This window comes from Leifsonia soli, assembly GCF_013408745.1.
Taxonomy (GTDB): domain Bacteria; phylum Actinomycetota; class Actinomycetes; order Actinomycetales; family Microbacteriaceae; genus Leifsonia; species Leifsonia soli.
This window is the reverse complement of the sequence record NZ_JACCBJ010000001.1, coordinates 1,689,723-1,709,759: the sequence shown is the minus strand read 5'-3', so window position 1 is coordinate 1,709,759 and position 20,037 is coordinate 1,689,723. Positions and strand designations below refer to the sequence as shown.

The 20,037-nt window shown below is 71.5% G+C and carries 12 protein-coding genes and 1 riboswitch; of the genes, 6 read left to right on the top strand and 6 right to left on the bottom strand.

The genetic code is table 11. The features are described from left to right. Positions 1 to 26: 26 nt before the first annotated feature. Positions 27 to 8,111, bottom strand: coding sequence for a DUF7507 domain-containing protein (locus BJ963_RS08200; RefSeq protein WP_179455840.1), 8,085 nt, complete (start codon positions 8,109 to 8,111; stop codon positions 27 to 29). Positions 8,112 to 8,263: 152 nt separating this feature from the next. On the opposite strand from BJ963_RS08200, the gene BJ963_RS08195 reads away from it, so the two are divergent. Beyond that, positions 8,264 to 8,845, top strand: a complete 582-nt coding sequence (locus BJ963_RS08195; protein ID WP_179455838.1) for a class I SAM-dependent methyltransferase — start codon at positions 8,264 to 8,266, stop codon at positions 8,843 to 8,845. A 27-nt stretch (positions 8,846 to 8,872) separates the two neighbouring features. On the opposite strand, the gene BJ963_RS08190 is transcribed toward BJ963_RS08195, so the two are convergent. After that, positions 8,873 to 9,466, bottom strand: a complete 594-nt coding sequence (locus BJ963_RS08190) for a CoA-binding protein (protein WP_179455836.1) — start codon at positions 9,464 to 9,466, stop codon at positions 8,873 to 8,875. Then, a complete protein-coding gene (locus BJ963_RS08185) occupies positions 9,463 to 10,764 on the bottom strand; it encodes an O-acetylhomoserine aminocarboxypropyltransferase/cysteine synthase family protein (RefSeq protein ID WP_179455834.1) in 1,302 nt (433 codons plus the stop codon). Before BJ963_RS08185 ends, BJ963_RS08190 begins: the two co-directional genes overlap by 4 nt. A 77-nt stretch (positions 10,765 to 10,841) precedes the next feature. Further along, positions 10,842 to 10,906: riboswitch (guanidine-III (ykkC-III) riboswitch) on the top strand. A 10-nt stretch (positions 10,907 to 10,916) separates the two neighbouring features. On the opposite strand from BJ963_RS08185, the gene BJ963_RS08180 reads away from it, so the two are divergent. Then, on the top strand, positions 10,917 to 11,231 hold the full coding sequence (locus BJ963_RS08180) for an SMR family transporter (protein WP_179455832.1): 315 nt from the start codon (positions 10,917 to 10,919) through the stop codon (positions 11,229 to 11,231). A 5-nt stretch (positions 11,232 to 11,236) separates the two neighbouring features. Here the strand turns inward: BJ963_RS08180 and BJ963_RS08175 are convergent, their stop codons facing one another. The 3 genes from BJ963_RS08175 to BJ963_RS08165 form a co-directional block, all read right to left on the bottom strand. Beyond that, positions 11,237 to 12,259, bottom strand: coding sequence for a putative sulfate exporter family transporter (locus tag BJ963_RS08175; protein ID WP_179455831.1), 1,023 nt, complete (start codon positions 12,257 to 12,259; stop codon positions 11,237 to 11,239). 119 nt (positions 12,260 to 12,378) lie between these two features. After that, positions 12,379 to 13,971 (bottom strand): S53 family peptidase, encoded by a 1,593-nt coding sequence (locus tag BJ963_RS08170; RefSeq protein ID WP_179455829.1) that lies wholly within the window; start codon positions 13,969 to 13,971, stop codon positions 12,379 to 12,381. Between the two features lie 58 nt (positions 13,972 to 14,029). Continuing rightward, entirely contained in the window at positions 14,030 to 15,643 is a 1,614-nt protein-coding gene (locus BJ963_RS08165) for a phospholipid carrier-dependent glycosyltransferase (RefSeq protein ID WP_179455827.1), read from the bottom strand. A gap of 57 nt (positions 15,644 to 15,700) precedes the next feature. Between BJ963_RS08165 and rsmI the strand changes: the two genes are divergently transcribed. The 4 genes from rsmI to rsmA all read left to right on the top strand — a co-directional run bounded on the left by rsmI (position 15,701) and on the right by rsmA (position 20,005). Next, positions 15,701 to 16,519, top strand: a complete 819-nt coding sequence (gene rsmI, locus BJ963_RS08160; protein ID WP_179455824.1) for a 16S rRNA (cytidine(1402)-2'-O)-methyltransferase — start codon at positions 15,701 to 15,703, stop codon at positions 16,517 to 16,519. A 122-nt stretch (positions 16,520 to 16,641) separates the two neighbouring features. Continuing rightward, complete coding sequence (gene metG / locus BJ963_RS08155; RefSeq protein ID WP_179455822.1) at positions 16,642 to 18,231, top strand: methionine--tRNA ligase; 1,590 nt, start codon at positions 16,642 to 16,644, stop codon at positions 18,229 to 18,231. Further along, the gene (locus BJ963_RS08150; protein WP_089909355.1) at positions 18,228 to 19,157 is read left to right on the top strand and encodes a TatD family hydrolase; all 930 of its coding nucleotides are present in this window, start codon (positions 18,228 to 18,230) and stop codon (positions 19,155 to 19,157) included. Before metG ends, BJ963_RS08150 begins: the two co-directional genes overlap by 4 nt. Continuing rightward, positions 19,154 to 20,005, top strand: coding sequence for a 16S rRNA (adenine(1518)-N(6)/adenine(1519)-N(6))-dimethyltransferase RsmA (gene rsmA / locus BJ963_RS08145; RefSeq protein WP_179455820.1), 852 nt, complete (start codon positions 19,154 to 19,156; stop codon positions 20,003 to 20,005). Before BJ963_RS08150 ends, rsmA begins: the two co-directional genes overlap by 4 nt. Positions 20,006 to 20,037 lie beyond the last annotated feature (32 nt).

The window sequence follows — 20,037 nt, the reverse complement described above, 5'->3', positions numbered from 1 at the left end:
TGCGGCCGGCGCTCGGTCGCATCCGCTCACCCGGTCACGATCGGGAGGTGCGCGATCGGCTGGACGGGCAGGGCGAGGGTGGAGGGCGCCGAGCCGATCCGTGCCCCGCCCGGCGCCGTGCCGGCCACCGTTGCGGTGTCGCTGATCGAGCTCCCGAGCATGAGGTCCGCGGCACTGACCGTGTACGTGGCGGTGCAGGTCATCCGCTCTCCCGGCGCGAGGGTGTCGGACGGGCAGGAGACCGCGGAGAGGCCGGACGGGGTGGAGGGAGCAGCCACGGTGTCGGTGACGACGATGTCGGTCATCGTGACGTTCCCGGTGTTCGTGACCACGAAGGCGTACGGGATCTGCTGGCCCTCCGCGGTCGCGGCGCGGGTGTCGGACGTCTTCGCGATGCTCAGACCGGGTTGCGTCTGCTCGGCGACGGTGACCGTCGACGGCTCCGACGAGATCGCCGTCGGGGTGGGGTCGCCCGGTGTCGCCGGCGGCGTCCCGGACGCCGTGGCGGTGTCCGCGACCGAGCCGGCGTCCATATCCGCCTGGCTGACGGTGTACGTCGCGGTGCAGGTGATCGCTTCGGCCGGTGCCAGTGCGGTCTGCGGGCAGCTGATCGGGCTGAGACCGGCAGGGCTGGATGGAGCGGCGAGCCGATCGTCGACGGTGACGCCCTCGAGGTCGACGTTTCCGGTGTTCGTCACCAGGAAGGTGAAGACGACCTCCTGCCCCGCCCGCGTGATCTCGGTGGTCTCGGTGGACTTGAGGATGCTGAGCGCCGGCGCCCGGTCGACGGAGATGGTGAGGCCGGACGTGGGGGAGTCCACGGGCGGCGGGGTGGGGTCGCCGGGCGTCGCGGGCCGGATGCCGTGCGCGGTGGCGGTATCGGTGACCGTTCCGTTGTCCAGGTCGGCCTGGGTGACGGTGTAGGTGGCCGTGCAGGTCGTGGTCGCCTGGGGCGCGAGGGTGGTCTGCGGGCAGGTGACGGCGGAGAGGTTCGCCGGGTCGGAGGGTGCGGTGACCTGGTCGTCCACGGTGATGTCGGTCAGGGTGACGTTGCCGGTGTTGGTTACGAGGAACTCGTAGGGCACCTGCTGGCCCACCTGGTCCAGCGAGGTCGTCGTGGACGATTTGGCCACCGTGAGGGAGGCCGAGGGAGGCACGGACACCGTGAGCGTGCTCTCCGGGGAGGTCGTGCGCGGTGGGTTGGGGTCGCTCGGTGTGGCCGGCGGCAGGCCGGATGCGGTGGCGCGGTCGCCGACGGTCCCGGCGTCGACATCTGCCTGGGTGAGGGTGTAGGCGGCGGTGCAGGTGACCTGCGCTCCGGGAGCGAGCGGTCCCGGCGGGCAGATGACCGGCGAGAGGTTGCCCTGGGTGGCGGGCGCATCCTGGAGGTCGGCGACCTGGATGTCGCTGAGCGTCACGTTCCCGGTGTTCACGACGAGGAAGTCGTAGTCGATGACGCCGCCGACCGCGGTCGGGGGCGTGGCGGATTGCGGCGAGGACTTGGTGACGGTCAGGGCGGGCTCGGTGTCGGCGGTGATGGTGACCGTCGAGTGCGGGGATTCGATCGTCGGCGGGTTGGGCTCGGCCGGGGTGGCGGGCGGGGTGCCGGTGGCGGCGGCGGTGTCGCTGACCGTTCCGTTGTCGATGTCCGCCTGGCTGACGGTGTAGGTGGCCGTGCAGGTCATGGTGGCGGCCGGCGCGAGCGTGGTCCCCGGGCAGCTGATTGCGGAGAGGTTCGCCGGGTCGGAGGGCGCGGTGACCTGGTCGTCCACGGTGATCGCGGTCAGGGTGATAGTGCCGGTGTTGGTGACCACGAACTCGTAGGGCACCTGCTGTCCCGCCTCCCCGACGGCGGGGGCGGTGGAGCGTTTGACGACGGTGATCCCCGCCGACTGGTCGACCGAGACAGTGGCGTCGGACGGGGGCGACGTGACGGCCGGCGGGTTCGGGTCGCCCGGTGTCGCGGGCGGGACGCCGGAGGCGGTCGCGCTGTCGGTGACGGTTCCGTTGTCCAGGTCGGCCTGGGTGACGGTGTAGGTGGCCGTGCAGGTCACGGTCGCGGCCGGCGCGAGGGTGGTCTGCGGGCAGTCGATTGCGGAGAGGTTCGCCGGGTCGGAGGGCGCGGTGACCTGGTCGTCCACGGTGATACCGGTCAGCGTGACGTTGCCCGTGTTCGTCACGACGAAGGTATAGGGCACCTCGTCGCCCACCTGATCCACCGAGGTCGTGGTCGACGACTTGGCGACCGTGAGGGACGCCGAAGGAGGCACGGACACGGTGAGCGTGCTCTCCGGCGAGCTGGTGCGCGGCGGGGTGGGGTCGCTCGGTGTGGCCGGCGGCAGGCCGGATGCGGTGGCGCGGTCGGTGACCGACCCGTTGTCGACGTCCGCCTGGGTGACCGTATAGGTCGCCGTGCAGGTGATCTGGGCGCCCGGTGCGAGCGGGCCGGGCGGGCAGAGGACCGGGGACAGGTCCGCCTGTTCGGCCGGGGCGACCTGCTGATCGTCGACGCTCACATCCATGAGGGTCTCGTTGCCGGTATTCTCGACCAGGAACGAGTATTCGATCTGATCACCGGCGGCCGTCGGCGGCGTCGCCGACTGCGGGGAGGACTTCACCACGGTGAGTGCCGGGTCGGAGGCGACCGTCAGGGTCACCGTCGACGGTTCCGACGCGATGCGCCCGGGGGTGGGGTCGCCGGGACTCGGTGCGGGCTGTCCCGACGCGACGGCGGAGTCGTGCACTCCGCCGCTGTCCACATCCGCCTGGGTCGTCAGGTAGGTCGCGGTGCAGGTGGTGGACGCCCCGGGGGCGAGAGTGGTGACCGGGCAGACCACGGCGCTGAGGTTCGCCGGGTCCGACGGAGCGGAGACGGTGTCGGTCACCTCGAGGCCGGAGACGGCGAGGTTGCCGCTGTTCGTCACGACGAAGGTGTACGGGATGCTCTCCCCGCTGCGCACCACCTCGGTGGAGGTGCTCGACTTCAGGATGGTCAGCTCCGCCTGGTACAGCACCGGAACGGTGCTGCTCGACGGCCCCGAGGTGCTCGGTGCCGGGTCCGGGTCGGCCGGCGTGGCCGGAGGCGTGCCGGACGCCGTCGCGGTGTCGTTCACCGTCCCGGCGTCGATGTCGGCCTGGCTGACCGTGTAGGTCGCGGTGCAGGTGACGGAACCGCCGGCCGGCAGCGTGGTCGCCGGGCACGTCACCGCGCTCAGACCGCCCGGGAGAGACGGCGGCGCGACGGTGTCGGCGACCGCCACGTCCGCCAGGGTCACGTTGCCGACGTTCGACACCGTGAACGTGTACGGGATCTGCTGGCCGACGCGGGTCGCCGCCGTCGTCGTCGTCGACTTCGCCACCGTGAGAGCGGGGGAGGCGACCGCCGGCAGGCTCAGGCTGTCGTCGGCCGAGTCGACCCGTGCCCCGGTCGGGCTGACGGCGTGGGCGGTCGCCGTGTCGGCCACGGCCCCGTTGTTCAGGTCCGCCTCGGTGGTCGTGTAGGTGGCCGTGCAGGTCGCGCTCGCCTGGGGAGCGAGCGGCGCCGAGGGGCAGCTCACCGCGGTGAGGTTGGACTGCGCCGATGGTGCGGCCACCACATCCGTCACCGAGAGCCCGGTGAGGGTCTGGCCGCCGGTGTTGGTGACGACGAACTCGTAGGGCACCTGCTGGCCGATCTGGGTGATCGAAGTGGTGCTGGAGCGCTTGTCGATCGTCAGGCTGTTGTCGACGGGGTCGACCAGCACGACGTACGCCGACGCCGGCGACTGCACCACCGTGCCGCCCGGATCGCGTCCGGTCGCCACGGCCGAGTCGTCGATGCGGCCGTGGTCGAAGTCGGGCTGGGTGGTCGTGTACGTCGCCGTGCAGGTCATCGACGCTCCGGCGGCGAGGGTCGTGGACGGGCACGACACCGCCGACAGATTCGCCTGGGAGGCGGGCGGAGTCTGGGTGTCGACGACGCGTACCTCGGTCAGCGTGGTCGCGGAGTTGTTGGTCACCTCGAAGCTGTAGGGCACCTGCTCGTTCAGGGCGCCGACTCCCGGCGACGACGACGACTTCACGATGGAGATCGCCGGCGGCGTGGAGGGTGCGGGGATGCTGAGTGCATCCGGCGTCGAGCGGACGGCGACGCCGGCCGGCGACGTCCCGGTCGCGGTCGCCGTGTCGGCCACGGCGCCGTTGGTCACGTCGGCCTGGGTGACCGTGTACGTGGCCGTGCACACCTGCGACCGGCCCGGCTCGAGCGAGGGATACGGGCAGGCCACCGGCGAGAGGCCGGACTGCTGGGCGGGCGGGAGCTGCGTGTCCTCGATGTCGACGCCGTCGATGCGGACGTTCCCGGTGTTGACGACCAGGAACTGGTACGTCACGGTCTGGCCGACCGACGTGATGACCGAGACGCCGGAGGTCTTGGTGACCGTCAGCGCGGGCGACTGCTGCGTCGGGATGCCGAGATCGGACGGCTCGGAGGGCGGAAGCGGCAGACCGTTCGCATCCGTGCCCTCGGCCACGGCCGAGTCGTCCACGGTGCCGTTCGCGATGTCGGCGGCGGTCACGGTGTAGGTGCCGCGGCAGGTCGTGGAGGCGCCGGGCGCGAGGGTCTCGTCGTCGCAGACGATCGCGGACATCCCGGCCGGGCTGGACGGGAACGCAGGGGTGTCGTCCACGCGCACGTTCGAGACCGGCGTCGTCCGGATGTTCGTGACCACGAACTCGTACGGCACCTGCTGGCCGATGTCGGTGATCAGCGTCGTCGTCGACGACTTCGCGATCGTCAGCGCCGGATTCGTCGTGATCCGCAGCCGCGAGGGAGGCGCCTCCACCGGTTCGCCCGTCGGCCCGATGGCCGTCGCGGTCGCGGAGTCGGCGACCACGCCATGGTCGAGGTCGGCCTGGGTGACCGTGTATGTGCCGGTGCAGTCGACGGTCCGACCCGGTGCGAGAGGTGCCGGCGGACAGGCCACCTGGCTCATGTTCGCCTGCACGGCCGGCGGCGTCTGGGTGTCGGCGACGGTCACGTCCGTGACGTCGACGTTGCCGGTGTTCCGCACGGTGAAGACGTACGGCACCTCCTGTCCGACGGCCGTGACGCGCGTGACGGCGGACGACTTGGTGACCGTGATGGCGGGCGATTGGATGGCCGGGATGATCGTGCTCGACCGCGCGGTCGTGTAGGTGTTGTTCGCCACGTCGACCCCGGTCGCTGTCGCGAAGTCGCTGAGCCATCCGTTCGTGATGTCGGCCGCGGTCACCGAGTAGGTGGCCGAGCAGACGGCGATCTGGCCCGGCGAGAGGGTGGTCCGGTCGCAGGCGATCACCGACAGCCGGCCCTGGGTCGCCGGGGCGACCTGGGTGTCCTGGATGGCGATGTTCCGATAGGTCGTGGACGAGTTGTTCGTGACGGTGAACGTGTAGCGCACCGGCTGCCCGACCGAGCTGAAGGAGTTGGTCGATGAGGCCTTCACCATCGTCAGCGCTGCTGGAGTCGCGTTGACGGACGCCGCCGATTGCGGGGAGGTGACGGTCGTCCCCGCCGGATTCCGCCCGGATGCGGTCGCGAAGTCGTTCACCGAGCCGTTGCCGAGATCCGCCGCCGTCACCTGGTAGGAGCCCGTGCAGGTCATGGATGCTGCGGGGTTCAGGGTGGTCTGCGGGCAGGAGATCGCCGACATGTTCGCCTGCGATCCGGGCAGCACCTGCGTGTCCGCGACCGCCACGTTCGTGAGCACCTGGTTCCCGGTGTTCGTCACGACGAACGAATACGGCACCTGCTGGCCGACGGCGGACACCGAGGTCGCCGTCGTCGACTTCACGATCGTCAGGGCGGAGATCGGGGAGAAGAGCTCGACGCGCGAGGGGGACGACAGGACCGGGTTGCCGCCGGGGTCGGTCCCCGACGCCCGGGCGTGGTCGGCGACGACGCCGGCGTTCACATCGGCGGAGGTGACCCGGTACGACGCGGTGCAGGTGGTCGACGCCCCGGGAGCGAGCGTCGTCGCCGGGCACGTCGGCGCGGTCAGGTTGCCCGGCAGGGACGGGGCCTCGACGGTGTCGGTCACCACGATGTTGTCGACCACCACCGTGGAGTTGTTGGTCACCAGGAACGTGTACGGGATGACCTGCCCGATCGACGTCACGGCGGCCGTCGTCGTCGCTTTGCGGATGGTCAGCGAGCCCGGCAGCTGGGTCGGGATGGAGAGGTCGGACGGCTCGGAGGTCACGGCGGCCCCGCCCTCGGGTGCGCCGGAGGCCGTCGCCGAGTCCGCGAGCGTGCCGTTCTGGAGGTCCGCCAGGGTCGCCGTGTACGTGCCGGTGCAGGACTGCGACTCGCCCGGAGCCAGCGCCGGGTTCGGGCAGGTGATCGCCGACATGTTCGCCGGGGATGCCGGCGGCGTCGGCGTGTCGGTGACGGACACCCCGAACAGCGTGACGTTCCCGGTGTTCGTGACGCGGAAGACGTAGGGGATCTGCTGGCCGACGGAGCTCGCCAGGGTGGCCGTGGTCGACTTGACCACCGAGATCGCGGGGCGGGCGCTGGTGATCGTGAGCGTCGCCGGAGGCGCGGTGACGGTCGCGCCCGCCGGATCGAGGCCGCTGGCCGTCGCCGTGTCGCGCACCGACCCGTTGTCGAGGTCGGCCTGGGAGACGGTGTAGCGCGCGGTGCAGGTCGTCGAGGCCTGGGGTGCGAGCGTCTGCGTCTCGCACAGGATCGCGGAGAGGGCGGCCTGCGATGCGGGCGGCGTCTGGGTGTCGACGACCGCGATGTCGTGCAGCGTCACCTGCGAGCGGTTCGTCACGACGAACTTGTACGTGACCACTTGACCGACCCGGGTGATCGCCGTCGTCGACGACGCCTTGCTCACGATGAGGGAGGCGGGCGGCGTCACGGTCAGGGGAGTGTCGGCCGGCGGGTTGAGACCGTCGAGGCCGGCGGTCCCGTCGGGGAAGTTGGCCGGGCCGTTGGTGTAGGTGCCCGGCACGGTGGCGGTCACCTGCACGGTCACGGTGCAGGCGTTCTGTCCCTGGTTCAGGGTGCCGTTCACGACGACCGAGGCGGACCCCTGCGCAGCCGTGACCGCGCCGCTCGCGCATGTCGTCGCGTTCACCCCGGTGGCCGTCACCCCGGACGGCAGGTCGTCGTGGAACCCCCAGCCGTTCTTCGCCGCCAGCTCGGAGGTGTTCGTGATCGTGTAGGTCAGCGTCGACGTCTGGCCCGACGCGATCGTCGACGGGCTGAACGCCTTGTCGAGCTGCGGGGTCACATCCAGGATCTGGGGGAGGTCGAACGCGCCGTCGTTCCCGGCCACGACCGCGCTCTGGTTCTCGAGCTGCATGCCGACGGTCGGCGTCCCGGTGCTCGGCACCTTGATCGCCGCGGAGACGAGACCGGCGACCATCGTGGGCCCGAACGGTCCCGAGCCGTACTGGACCGCGCCGGGATAATGGCACGGGTCGAGCTGCGTCGCCAGCACGTTCTTCACGCCGTTGACGTAGAGCGAGAGGGTCTCCGAGGGGTTCCCCGCGCTGTTCGCGGTGCAGTTGGTCGCCGCGACGATCGCCGTCGTCTGGTAGAAGTGGCCGGGGATCGCCGGTATGGCCGTGCTCGTCCGCAGCTGGATGCCCGGGACGGTGCCGTTGGCCGTGTAGGCCGTCACCGCCTGGTTCTGGGCGGCCGCCGCTGTGGAGTACCCCTGGAACTGGCCCATCGCGTTCGCGAGGATCTGCACCCCCGAGATCGGGCATCCCGGGTTCCACCCGGGCGGCGCGGTCGTCGTCGACCCGTTGACGATGTAGCCGTTGCAGTACTGCCCGTCGGCCCAGCGGGGGTCCGCGTAGTAGGTCTCCGCGTTCGCGCCGGAGACGCCGGGAACGTAGCTGCTGCCCGGGGTGCCCTGGTACGCCGTGATGTTGATCGCGGTCGATGCCGCGTTCTGGCCGGAGAAGTCCTCGGTGAACAGGGCGGTCGGCGGCTGCGGGGTGCCCGGCGTTCCCGCCGTCGTCGCCTCCGCCTGCTGGGCGGGGAGGCCGACGCCGACTCCGGTGACGATCAGCCCGAGGATGGCGACGGTCGCCACGACCGCTCGCCGGATGGTGGGATTCCGGTGACGCATGAGAACTTCCTTCCGGCGTTCGCCCCCCACCCGGAGCTGCGAGAGTGCTCCGGTGGACGCCTGCCTGACAAGCTAGGTGGGCATCTCCCGGCTCGAAAGACAGCGCCGCGTGGCCCACCCGGCGGTCGCGTGGTCCGCGTAGGCTCGGCGACATGGCGTTCGACTGGTCGCAGTTCTATGAGAAGCAGGGCGGGCGCGGCGTGCGGCCGACCTTCCAGAGCGCCCTCTCCGCCTGGGACGGGGAGCCGGGCGATGCGGTCGATCTCGGCTGCGGCGACGGCGTCGAGACCAGGCACCTCGCCGAGCACGGGTGGCGTGTGCTGGCGGTGGACGCCGACCCCGGCGTGGAGGAGCGGGTGCGCGCCGGCCTGTCGCCGGACGCGTCCGAGCGTGTCGACGTGCGGCGCGCGTCATTCGAGACGCTGGGCGAGCTGCCTCCCGCGGATCTCGTCTACGCGGGCTTCGCGCTGCCGTTCTGCGACGAGTCGCACTTCCCATACTTGTGGGCCGACATCCGCGAGGCGCTGCGGCCCGGCGGCCTGTTCGCCGGCGAGCTGTTCGGCCCGCACGACGAATGGGCCGGCCGGCCCGGGATGAGCTTCCATGAGCGCGGCCAGGTGGAGGGCATGCTCGCCGGGATGGACGTGCTGCAGCTGGTGGAGGACGACCGTCGCGGGATGTCCTTCGAGGGCCCGAAGCACTGGCACGTCTTCCACATCGTCGCGCGCGCCTGACCGCGCGGGGACGTCAGCGGAGGGACGTCAGCGGAGCGTCTTGCGCGCGGTGATCTGGCCGGTGTCGAAGCCGAGCAGGTGCAGACCGCCGTGGAAGCGGGCGTGCTCGATCTTCATGCAGCGGTCCATCACGACCGTCAGGCCCTTCGACTCGCCGTACTCGGCGGCCTCCTGGTTCCAGATGCCCAGCTGCACCCACACGGTCGGCGCGCCGATGGCGAGCGCCTCGTCGATGACGGCCGGGATGTCGGCGGGCTTGCGGAACACATCCACGATGTCCGGCACCTCGGGCAGCGACGCGAGGTCGGGGTAGGCCTTCTCGCCCAGGATGGTGTCCGCGTTCGGGTTGACGAAGTACAGCCGGTAGTCGCTCGACTGCTGCAGGTAGGTGCCGACGAAGGAGGACGACCGGGCCGGGTTGGGGGACGCGCCGACGATCGCGACGGACTTCGCCCCGCGCAGGATCTTCAGGCGCTCCTTGGCGTCCGGTCCGGCCCAGGTGCGCTGCGACTTCAGGAGCTTCGCGAGGGGGGAGTCCGACGGCAGGGCGCAGCTCAGTCCGTTCGCGAGCTGGACCTCAGTGGTGGCTTCCGTGGTGGCTTCCGTGGTGGGAGTGGTCATGCTGCGTTCGCCTCCTCGACGGCGATCGTGAGCGCCTGATCGAGATCGTAGATGATGTCGTCGACGTCTTCGATCCCGACGCTGATGCGCACGACGCCCGGCAGCACGCCGGCGTCGAGCAGCTGCTGCTCGGTGAGCTGCGCGTGGGTCGTCGAGGCGGGATGGATCACCAGCGTCTTCGCGTCGCCGATGTTGGCGAGGTGGCTGGCGAGATTCACCGACTCGATGAACCTCTGGCCGACCTCGCGGCCGCCCTTCACCACGAAGCTGAACACGCTTCCCGGGCCCTTCGGCAGGTACTTGAGCGCACGGTCGTGGTGCGGGTGCCCGGGCAGTCCGGCCCAGAACACCTTCTCGATGCGCGGGTCGGCATCCAGCCACTCGGCCACCGCTCGCGCATTGTCGACGTGCGCCTGGATGCGATAGGGCAGCGTCTCGACGCCCTGCGCCAGCAGGAAGGCCGAGTGCGGGGCGAGCACCGGGCCGATGTCGCGCAGCTGCTCGGCGCGCAGCCGGGTGAGGAACGCGTACTCGCCGAAGTTGCCCGACCACTGCAGGCCGCCGTACGAGGGGACGGGCTCGCCGAACAGCGGGAACTTCGAGGAGTGCCAGTCGAAGCGGCCGCTCTCGACCACGACGCCGCCGAGGGTCGTGCCGTGCCCGCCGAGGAACTTGGTGGCCGAGTGGATGACGATGTCGGCGCCCCACTCGAACGGCCGGTTGAGGTACGGGGTCGCGATCGTGGAGTCGATGGCGAGGGGGATGCCCGCCGCGTGCGCGACCTCCGCCAGCCCTTCGATGTCGGCGATCTCGCCGGACGGGTTCGCGATCGTCTCGGCGAACACCAGCTTCGTGCGGTCGGTGATCGCGGCGGCGTAGTCGGCCGGGTCCGCGCTCTGCACGAAGGTGGTCTCGACGCCGAAGCGCCGCAGGGTCACATCCAGCTGGGTGATCGATCCGCCGTACAGGTTCGCCGAGGCGACGATGTGGTCGCCCGCGCCGACGAGGGACGCGAACGTGATGTACTGCGCGCTGAGGCCGGAGGCCGTCGCCACCGCGCCGAGGCCGCCCTCGAGGCTGGCGACGCGCTCCTCGAACGAGGCGACGGTCGGGTTCGCGAGGCGCGAGTAGATGTTGCCGTACTTCTGCAGGGCGAAGCGGGCCGCGGCATCCGCCGTGTCGTCGAACACGAACGCGCTGGTCTGATAGATCGGCAGCGCGCGCGCTCCCGTCACGGGATCGGGGATGTTGCCCGCGTGGATCGCCCGCGTGCGGAAACCGTATTCGCGATCTGCCATGGGGGTCACGCTACCCGACGCCGCCGACGGCCCGCGGCGGCCGACGTAACACGCGGCAACCCGGTTCGCTACCCTGGGGCCAGGTCCGATGCGGGGCCCCGGACGACGGTTCAGTACCCGGTGAGCGACAAGACTGGCCAAGGAGTCGCACCGTGTCCTGGATCGTCCTCATCGTCTCCGGCGTGCTCGAAGCCGTCTGGGCCACCGCCCTCGGCCGGTCCGCCGGGCTCACCCGGCTCTGGCCGACCGTCGTCTTCGTCGTCGCCCTCGTCGCATCCATGGCCGGGCTGGCCTTCGCGATGCGCGAGATCTCGACGGGCACCGCTTACGCGGTGTGGGTCGGCATCGGCGCCGCCCTCACGGTGCTGTACGCCATGGCGTTCGGCGGAGACGGCTTCTCGCTCGTGAAGGCGCTGCTCATCGTCGGCCTGGTCGGCTGCGTCATCGGGCTGAAGCTGGTCGACTGACCGCGTCAGGCGACGGCCGACACCCAGACGGCGGCGAGCGCCAGCAGGGCGATCAGCAGCCAGGACACCAGGCCCGTGACGAGCGCGCGCCAGCCGGTGCCGACCAGGGTGCGGAGGCGCACCGCCGTCCCCAGGCCGAACAGCGCCATGGCGAGCAGCACGGTCTGGAGGGTGTCCGCGCCATCCGTCACGAGGGACGGGAGCGGCACGAACGTGCGCACGAGAACGGCCAGCAGGAACCCGGCGACGAACAGCGGAACGATGGGCGGGCGCTTCACGCCCGGGTCGCCCGCGACGTGGCGGCGACGCTCCACGACCGCGGCGACCGCCACGACCGGGGCGAGCATCAGCACGCGGGTGAGCTTGACCACGACCGCAACGGCGAGCGCTCGTGCACCCGCCAGCTGCGCGGTCGCGACGACCTGTCCGACGTCGTGGACGCCGGCGCCCACCCAGTGGCCGAACTGCCGCGCATCCAATCCGAGCGGATGCCAGAAGAGCGGAAGGACGAAGATGGCGAGCGTTCCGCACAGGGTCACCAGGGCGACGGGGGTGGCGGCCTCCTCGTCCTTGGGCTTCACGACCCCGCTCATGGCGCCGATGGCGGACGCGCCGCAGATGGAGAAGCCGGTGGCGATCAGCAGCGGCTGGTGACCGGGGAGGCGCATCAGCCGACCGATCCAGAAGGTTCCGGCGAAACTGAGCAGCACGACGCCGACGGTGGTCAGGATGGCGACCCAGCCGAGCCCGGCGATGTCACCGAGGCTGAGCTTCAGTCCGAGCAGGACGACGCCGATGCGCATCAGCCGTTTGGCGCTCAGGGACAGACCGGGGGCCAGGCGTCCGGCGACGGCCGGCCGTGCGACCGGGAGCTGACCGACCACGATCCCGAGCACAACGGCCGCCGTCAGCCACGGGACGACGGGGACCAGCCAGTGCACGCCCCACGCGACGGCCGCAGCCACGGCGCACGCCACGACACCGGGGAGCCAGGGCAGCGTTCGGGCGGTCGGCGACGGAGTGCTCACCGACCCATTCTGTCGGCATCCCGCTGTCGGGCATTCGACCTCCGTACCGCGAGGACTCCGTCCGCGCCGCGGTCCGTCGGAGATCTGCGGCCGTTCGTCCGACGGACGCGGGCGGTTCCCTAGAGCGATGTCAGCAGCCGCGCGCCGTCCGGGACGCCGAGGCCGGTGCACGCGTCCCACCCCGCCGTCGCCCGGTAGGCGCCGTTGTCGCCGGTCGTGATGTCGCGGAAGCCGTCCGCGACCTGCCCGGCCGGCACCGCGTCGTACAGCCGCGGCTGGAGGAGACCGAGCGGCGTGCCGGTGGACTGCGCGAGTCGCGCGACCAGCGCGGCCCACAGCGGGGCCACCGCGCTCGTGCCGCCGATCACGGTGTCCTGGCCGTCGACGCGGATGCGGTAGCCCGTCTGCGGATCGGCGACCGCGGAGACGTCCGGCACGCCGCGTCCGCCCGCGCCGTTCCTGGTGCCGCCCGCGTCCGTTCCGTCCGCACCGGACGGCACCCCGACGCCCGCCTGCCAGGACGGCAGCGGGAAGACGGCGCTCACGCCTCCTCCGGTGGCGCCTCCGCCGGTGCCGTTGTTCCAGACGACCTCCGAGCGCACCGTGCCGGTCGAGACGTCCGCTTCGAGCCGCGTTCCCCCGCAGGCCAGCGCGTGCGGCGAGGAGGCGGGGAAGTCGACGTGCGGCCGGCCGTCACCGACGCGGTCGCTGCTCCCGTCGTCGCCCGCCGCGGCCGTGGTCGTCACGCCGAGTGCTGCGGCGTCCTGCAGCGCCTGGTCGAACGCCGTGCGGGCCTGGGCGGTCCAACCGTCCTCCGACTGCCCCCAGCTGATGCTGATCGCAGCGGGCGTCGGCTCCGCGTGCGCGGCGGTCGTCACCGCGTCCAGGAACCCCGCGTCCGTGTTGGGCGCGAAGTAGACGACGATCTCCGCCTTCGGGGCCAGCGCCCCCGCCACCTCGATGTCGAGCATGACCTCGCCGTCTGCGCCGTTCGGGTTGCCGTCCGGCGCGTTCGAGCCGCCGTCGACCCCCACCGCGCGGACGCTCGGGGTCGGGATGCCGAGTCCGGCGAAGTAGGTGTCGAGGTCCTTCTGCACGTAGCCGCCGCCCAGCTCGATGATCGCGATGGTCTGACCGCTGCCGTCGGTGCCATCGGGGAAGGAGTAGACCGTCCCGAGCTGCGGGGGCGTGTAGCTGGTGTTGACCGCCGCGGCGGGCACGTAGCGGTACTGCGCGCGCGCCTGCGGCCGGTCGTCCAGCCCGAGGACGGCGGTCACGACCCCGGCGAGCGCCGCCGGGATGCTGAGGCCGCCCGTCCGCTGCCGGTACACCGCGGCGCCTTCGCCGGCGCCCTCCGCGCTCGACTGCGCCAGGTCGGTGCCGAACACGCGGGCGACGGTCTGCACAGGACCGGAGACGCGGATGCGCCGTGCGCCCGCATCCACCTCGTCGATGCTCACGCCGAGGCCCTCCAGGGTGCGGCGCACCAGCTCGACGTCGTCGGGCGAGGCTCCGTAGCGCTCCGCGAGCTCGTCCCGGCTGAGCGGCTCGGCGAAGGCGCTCTCGGGGAGCTCGGCGCGGCGGCGCAGCACGAGCGTCGCATCCACGCGGGTGTCGGGCGCGAGCCCCCCGTGCGCGTGGAAGCCCGGGCGCTCCGGCCGTTCGCTTCCGGGAAGGGGGACGAGGTCGAGGGGCTGCTCCGCATCGGTCATACCCCTCGGTCTACCACCGGCCCCCGACACGGGACAGTGCATCCGCGACCCCCGCGGACTACACCCAGCTGGGCAGCCACATGTGGATCTGCCAGAACCAGAACGGCACCTGCTGCCCCGTCCAGATCGGCCAGAAGAACGCGCTCACCACGGCGCACGCGGCCAGGAAGACGCCGGTCCACAGGATGCCGCGCCGCCGTCGCGGCTCCGGATCGGTCCGCCGGCCGAGCACGATGGCGATGGCGGCCGTGAGCGCGAGGATCAGGTACGGCTCGAAGGCGATCGAATAGAACGTGAAGATGGTGCGACCCATGTACAGCCACCACGGCAGGTATCCCGCCGCGAGCCCCGTGAGGATGAGCCCGATGCGCCAGTCGCGGGTGCGGACGAGCCAGTACAGCAGGAACAGGATCGCCGCCGTTCCCGCCCACCAGATCAGCGGGTTGCCGAGCGAGGTGATCGCGGCGGAGCAGGAGTCCCACGCGCAGCCGTCCTTGCCCTTCGTCGTCCCGACGTAGTACATGCTGGTCGGCCGCAGCATCAGCGTCCACGTCAACGGGTTCGACTGGTACGGGTGCGGCGTGTGCAGGTTGATGCTGTAGTTGTACATCTGCGTCTGGTAGTACCAGAGGTTCTGCGCCCAGAGCGGCACCCAGGCGAACGCGCCCGTCCACTGCGCGTGCGCGGCCTCCGCCCAGTGGCGGTAGTAGCCGTCCTTCGACAGGATCCAGCCGGTCCAGGTCGCGACGTAGGCGACGAACGCGAGCGGGACCATGAGGACGAAGGTCGCCGGCGCCTGCTTGAGAAGCGCGCCGCTCGCGTAGAACGGCAGCTTCTCGCGGCGGCGGGCCACCGCATCCACCACCACCGTGTACACGGCGAAGAAGGCGAGGAAGTAGAAGCCCGTCCACTTGACCCCGGCGCACAGCCCGCACAGGATGCCCGCGGCGATCAGCCACGGCCGCCACCACAGCACGGGCCCCCACGCCGGGTCGCCGCCGGACGAGCGCGCGGCCGCCACCTTCGCGGCGAGACGGTCGGCGGCCCAGCGCCGGTCGAGCAGGATGCAGCAGAACGCCAGCAGCGCGAAGAACATCACGAAGTTGTCGAGCAGCGCGACGCGGCTCATCACGATGGCGTGGCCGTCGATCGCGAACAGGAACCCGGCGATCGTGGCCAGCATCGTCGAGCGGAACAGCGTCCGCGCGATGAGGAAGACGAGCAGGACCGCGATCGTCCCGACGATCGCGGTGGAGACCCGCCAGCCGAACGAGTTCGCGGGACCGGTGGCGGCCATCCCGAGCGCGATCAGCCACTTGCCGAGCGGAGGATGCGCGACGAACGACGGGTCCGCGTCGAAGATCTGCGTCTCCCCGGCGGCGAACCGGGCGTCGGCCTTGTCGGGCCAGCTGCCCTCGTAGCCGAGGTTCCAGATGGTCCAGGAGTCCTTCACGTAGAAGGTCTCGTCGAACACGAGCGCGTGCGGCTGGCCGAGGTTCCAGAGCCGCAGCACGGCCGCGAGCAGGGTCACGGCGACGGGTGCGCCCCACATCCACAGCCGCAGGCGGCCGGGGGTGCCGAGGACGCGCGCCCACCAGTCGTCCAGACGTGTGCCGACGGGGACCGCGGCGACGTGCGCGGCCGGGAGATCGGTCGGAGGAGCAGAGGTCACCAGGCCATGCTAGGGCGGCGGGCTCCGCGTCGCCTTCCGACTGACAGACTAGACGGCATGATCATCCTGGCCGCGACCCCGATCGGTAATCTCGGCGACGCGTCCCGGCGGCTGATCGAGGTGCTGTCGGCGGCGACGGTCGTCGCGGCGGAGGACACCCGGGTCGCGCAGCGCCTGCTGGCCGGTCTCGGCGTCGAGAACCGCCCGAGGCTGATCGCCCTGCACGACCACAACGAGCGCGAGCGCGCGGCCGAACTGGTGGAGCTGGCCCGCGACCAGGACGTCGTGCTGCTCTCCGACGCCGGGATGCCGACGGTGTCCGATCCCGGCTTCCACCTCGTGGAGGCGGCAGCGGCGGCGGGCGTCGGCGTGACGGCGCTGCCCGGGCCGTCCGCCGTGCTGACGGCGCTCGCCGTGTCCGGCCTGCCGACCGACCGCTTCACCTTCGAGGGCTTCCTCCCGCGCAAGCAGGGGGAGCGGCTGTCGACGCTGCGAGCCGTCGCCGCCGAGCCCCGCACCATGGTGTTCTTCGAGTCGCCGAACCGGCTCGCCGCATCCCTGACCGACATCGCGACCGCGCTCGGCGCCGACCGCCGCGTCGTCGTCTGCCGTGAGCTGACGAAGCTCTACGAGGAGGTGCGCCGCGGCACCGCGGCCGAGCTGGCGGCGTGGGCCGCCGAGGGGGTGCGCGGCGAGATCGTCGTGGTCGTTGCCGGCGCGCCCGCGCGGGCGGCGGACCCGGAGACGGCGGTGCAGCAGGTGCTCGCGCTGGTCGCGGCGGGCAGCCGGCTGAAGGATGCGGCCGCCGAGGTCGCCGAGGCCACCGGGCTCGGCAAGCGCGACCTCTACCAGGCGGCGCTCGAGCGGCGCGGCTGAGGACGCCCCTCCACGCGCAACCCGTTCTCCACGGTGCAACCCGTTCTCCACGGTGCAACCCGTTCTCCACAGGCGGAGTAACAGACGGAATCGCGCGCGTCCGCGCCCGTAGGATAGTCACCATGTCCGACGGCTCTTCCTTCTACATCACCACGCCGATCTTCTACGTGAATGATGTCCCGCACATCGGGCATGCCTACACGGAGGTCGCGGCCGACGTGCTCGCCCGCTGGCACCGCCAGGCCGGCGACGACACCTGGCTGCTCACCGGCACCGACGAGCACGGCCAGAAGATCCTGCGGACCGCGACCGCCAACGGCACGACGCCGAAGCAGTGGGCCGACAAGCTGGTGACCGAGGAGTGGCTGCCGCTGCTCGACACCGTCGACATCGCCAACGACGACTTCATCCGCACCACCGACGAGCGGCACGAGGTCAACGTCCAGAAGTTCCTGCAGAAGCTCTACGACGACGGCTACATCTACGCCGGCGAGTACGAGGCGCTCTACTGCGTGGGCTGCGAGGAGTTCAAGCCGCAGAGCGAGATCGTCGACGGCACGGGGGAGTACGAGGGCCAGAAGGTCTGCGCCATCCACTCGAAGCCGCTGGAGCTGCTGCAGGAGAAGAACTACTTCTTCCGCATGAGCCAGTTCGCCGACCGTCTGCTGGCGCTCTACGAGGAGCGCCCCGACTTCGTCCAGCCCGAGTCGGCCCGCAACGAGGTGGTCAGCTTCGTGCGGCAGGGCCTGAGCGACCTGTCCATCTCGCGGTCGAGCTTCGACTGGGGCATCAAAGTGCCGTGGGACGAGTCGCACGTCGTGTACGTGTGGTTCGACGCGCTGCTCAACTACATCACCGCCGTCGGCTACGGGCAGGACGACGAGGAGTTCGCCCGCCGCTGGCCGGCGAACCACCTGGTCGGCAAAGACATCCTGCGCTTCCACGCGGTCATCTGGCCCGCCATGCTGATGGCCGCGGGCCTCGAGGTGCCGAAGCGCGTGTTCGGTCACGGCTGGCTGCTCGTGGGCGGCGAGAAGATGTCCAAGTCCAAGCTGACGGGCATCGCGCCGACGCAGATCACCGACACCTTCGGGTCCGACGCGTTCCGCTACTACTTCATGCGCGCCATCAACTTCGGGCAGGACGGCTCGTTCAGCTGGGAGGACCTCGCGGCACGGTACCAGGCCGAGCTCGCCAACGGGTTCGGCAACCTGGCGTCGCGTGTCGTCGCGATGGTGACGCGCTACTTCGAGGGCATCGTGCCGCCGGCCGGCCCGTACCGCGATGTCGACCTGCACGTGCAGGAGGTCGTCCGCACGGCGGCGGCCGACGCCGACGCGGCCATCTCGCGCCTGGCGATCCACGACGCCCTGACGGCGATCTGGCGGATCGTCGACGAGCTGAACGGGTACATCACCGAGCAGGAGCCGTGGGCGCTGGCGAAGGACGACGCCCAGCGCGAGCTGCTCGGCACCGTGCTGTACACGGCGGCCGAAGGGCTGCGGTCCCTCGCGGTACTGCTCTCTCCGGTGATCCCGGCGGCCACCGCCAAGCTGTGGGAGGCGCTCGGCGTCTCCGGCGAGCTGGGCGCGCTCACAGCGCAGCCGCTCCGCAGCGCGGGCGAGTGGGGGCAGCTGCCCGCGGGCACGGAGGTCAACGGACTCGAGGCGCTGTTCCCGCGGATCGACGCGGAGGCGGGCGCCGCGGTATGACGGACCCGTCGTTCGTCCGGCAGCGGCACGTCACCGACGGCCGCGACCTCAGCTATCCTCCGCTGCCCGAGGCGCTCACCGTTCCCGTCTACGACAACCACACGCACCTCGAGATGGCCGACGGCGCGGAGCCGCTCGACTACCGCGAGCAGCTCGACCGCGCGTCGAGCGTCGGCGTGCGCGGCGTCGTGCAGGTGGGCAACGACGTCGAGACCTCCCGCTGGTCGGCGGAGACGGCTGCCGTGGAGCCGCGGATGCTCGCCGCCGTCGCGCTGCACCCGAACGACGCGCCGGACTACGACGAGCGTGGCGAGCTGGACGACGCGCTCGCCGTGATCGCCGAGCTCGCGGGCCGGCCGCGGGTGCGTGCTGTTGGCGAGACCGGCCTCGACTTCTTCCGCACGGAAGAAGGCCCGCGACGCGACGCCCAGTTCCGCTCGTTCGAGGCGCACATCGAGATCGCCAAGCAGAACGACATCGCGCTGCAGATCCACGACCGAGACGCGCACGCCGCCGTCGTCGCCACCCTGAAGCGTGTCGGCGCCCCCGAGCGCACGGTGTTCCACTGCTTCTCGGGCGACGTGGAGCTGGCCCGCATCTGCGCCGAGAACGGCTGGTACATGTCCTTCGCGGGCACCGTCACGTTCAAGAACGCGCCGGGCCTGCGCGCGGCGCTCGAGGTCGCGCCGCGCCACCTGGTGATGGTGGAGACGGACGCCCCGTTCCTCACGCCGACGCCCTTCCGAGGCCGCCCGAACGCGCCGTACCTCATCCCGTACACGCTCCGCGCGATGGCCGAGGTGATGGGGACCGACGCGTCGACCCTGGCCGCGCAGATCAACTCCAACACCGAACTGGTCTACGGCCGCTGGGACAGTGAGCCCGTCGGGCCGCCGCCGACCCGGCCGATCGGGATCATCGCGTGAGTGAGCTCCGGCTGCTCGGCCCGGCCGAGATCCGCGACCTGGCGGAGCTGCTCGACGTCACTCCGACGAAGAAGCTGGGCCAGAACTTCGTGATCGACGCCAATACGGTCCGGCGGATCGTCCGCGTCGCCGAGGTGCAGGCGGGGGACAGCGTCGTCGAGATCGGCCCCGGCCTCGGATCGCTGACGCTCGGCCTGCTGGAGGCCGGCGCCCGCGTGGTCGCGGTGGAGATCGACGGCCGTCTCGCCGCGCAGCTCCCCGTCACGGTGGCGCAGCTGGCCCCGGACGCCGCCGAGCACCTCACCGTCGTCCACCGCGACGCCCTCGCCATCACCGAACTGCCGGTCGATCCCGTCCGCCTGGTCGCGAACCTCCCGTACAACGTCTCCGTCCCGGTGCTCCTGCACTTCCTGGAGCACTTCCCGAGCCTCCGCTCGGGTGTCGTGATGGTCCAGGCCGAGGTCGGCCACCGGATCGCTGCGCAGCCCGGCTCCAAGGTCTACGGCGCCCCGAGCGTGAAGGCCGCCTGGTACGGCACCTGGCGCACGGCGGGGTCGGTCAGCCGCCAGATCTTCTGGCCGGTGCCGAACGTCGACTCGGTCCTCGTCGCCTTCGAGCGCCGCGACGACGCGCCCGGCGACGAGCAGCTCCGGCTCCGCACCTTCGCCCTCGTCGACGCAGCATTCCAGCAGCGCCGCAAGACGCTGCGCCAGGCCCTCGCCCCCGTCTACGGCGACCCGCCGTCCGCGGAGGCGGCCCTGCAGGCGGCCGGGATCTCCCCGTCGTTGCGCGGTGAGCAGCTCGCGCTGGCCGACTTCGCGCGCCTCGCGGCGGCCAGCCCGGCGTGACGGCGACGCCCCGGCCGGCCCGGAGGCTCGTG

Bases quoted from the DNA above. Each gene is read 5' to 3' on its own strand.
- rsmI (WP_179455824.1), top strand. From the start codon at position 15,701: ATGATCATCCTGGCCGCGACCCCGATCGGTAATCTCGGCGACGCGTCC.
- BJ963_RS08195 (WP_179455838.1), top strand. From the start codon at position 8,264: ATGGCGTTCGACTGGTCGCAGTTCTATGAGAAGCAGGGCGGGCGCGGC.
- metG (WP_179455822.1), top strand. From the start codon at position 16,642: ATGTCCGACGGCTCTTCCTTCTACATCACCACGCCGATCTTCTACGTG.
- BJ963_RS08170 (WP_179455829.1), bottom strand. From the start codon at position 13,971: ATGACCGATGCGGAGCAGCCCCTCGACCTCGTCCCCCTTCCCGGAAGC.
- BJ963_RS08190 (WP_179455836.1), bottom strand. From the start codon at position 9,466: ATGACCACTCCCACCACGGAAGCCACCACGGAAGCCACCACTGAGGTC.
- BJ963_RS08150 (WP_089909355.1), top strand. From the start codon at position 18,228: ATGACGGACCCGTCGTTCGTCCGGCAGCGGCACGTCACCGACGGCCGC.
- BJ963_RS08200 (WP_179455840.1), bottom strand. From the start codon at position 8,111: ATGCGTCACCGGAATCCCACCATCCGGCGAGCGGTCGTGGCGACCGTC.
- BJ963_RS08185 (WP_179455834.1), bottom strand. From the start codon at position 10,764: ATGGCAGATCGCGAATACGGTTTCCGCACGCGGGCGATCCACGCGGGC.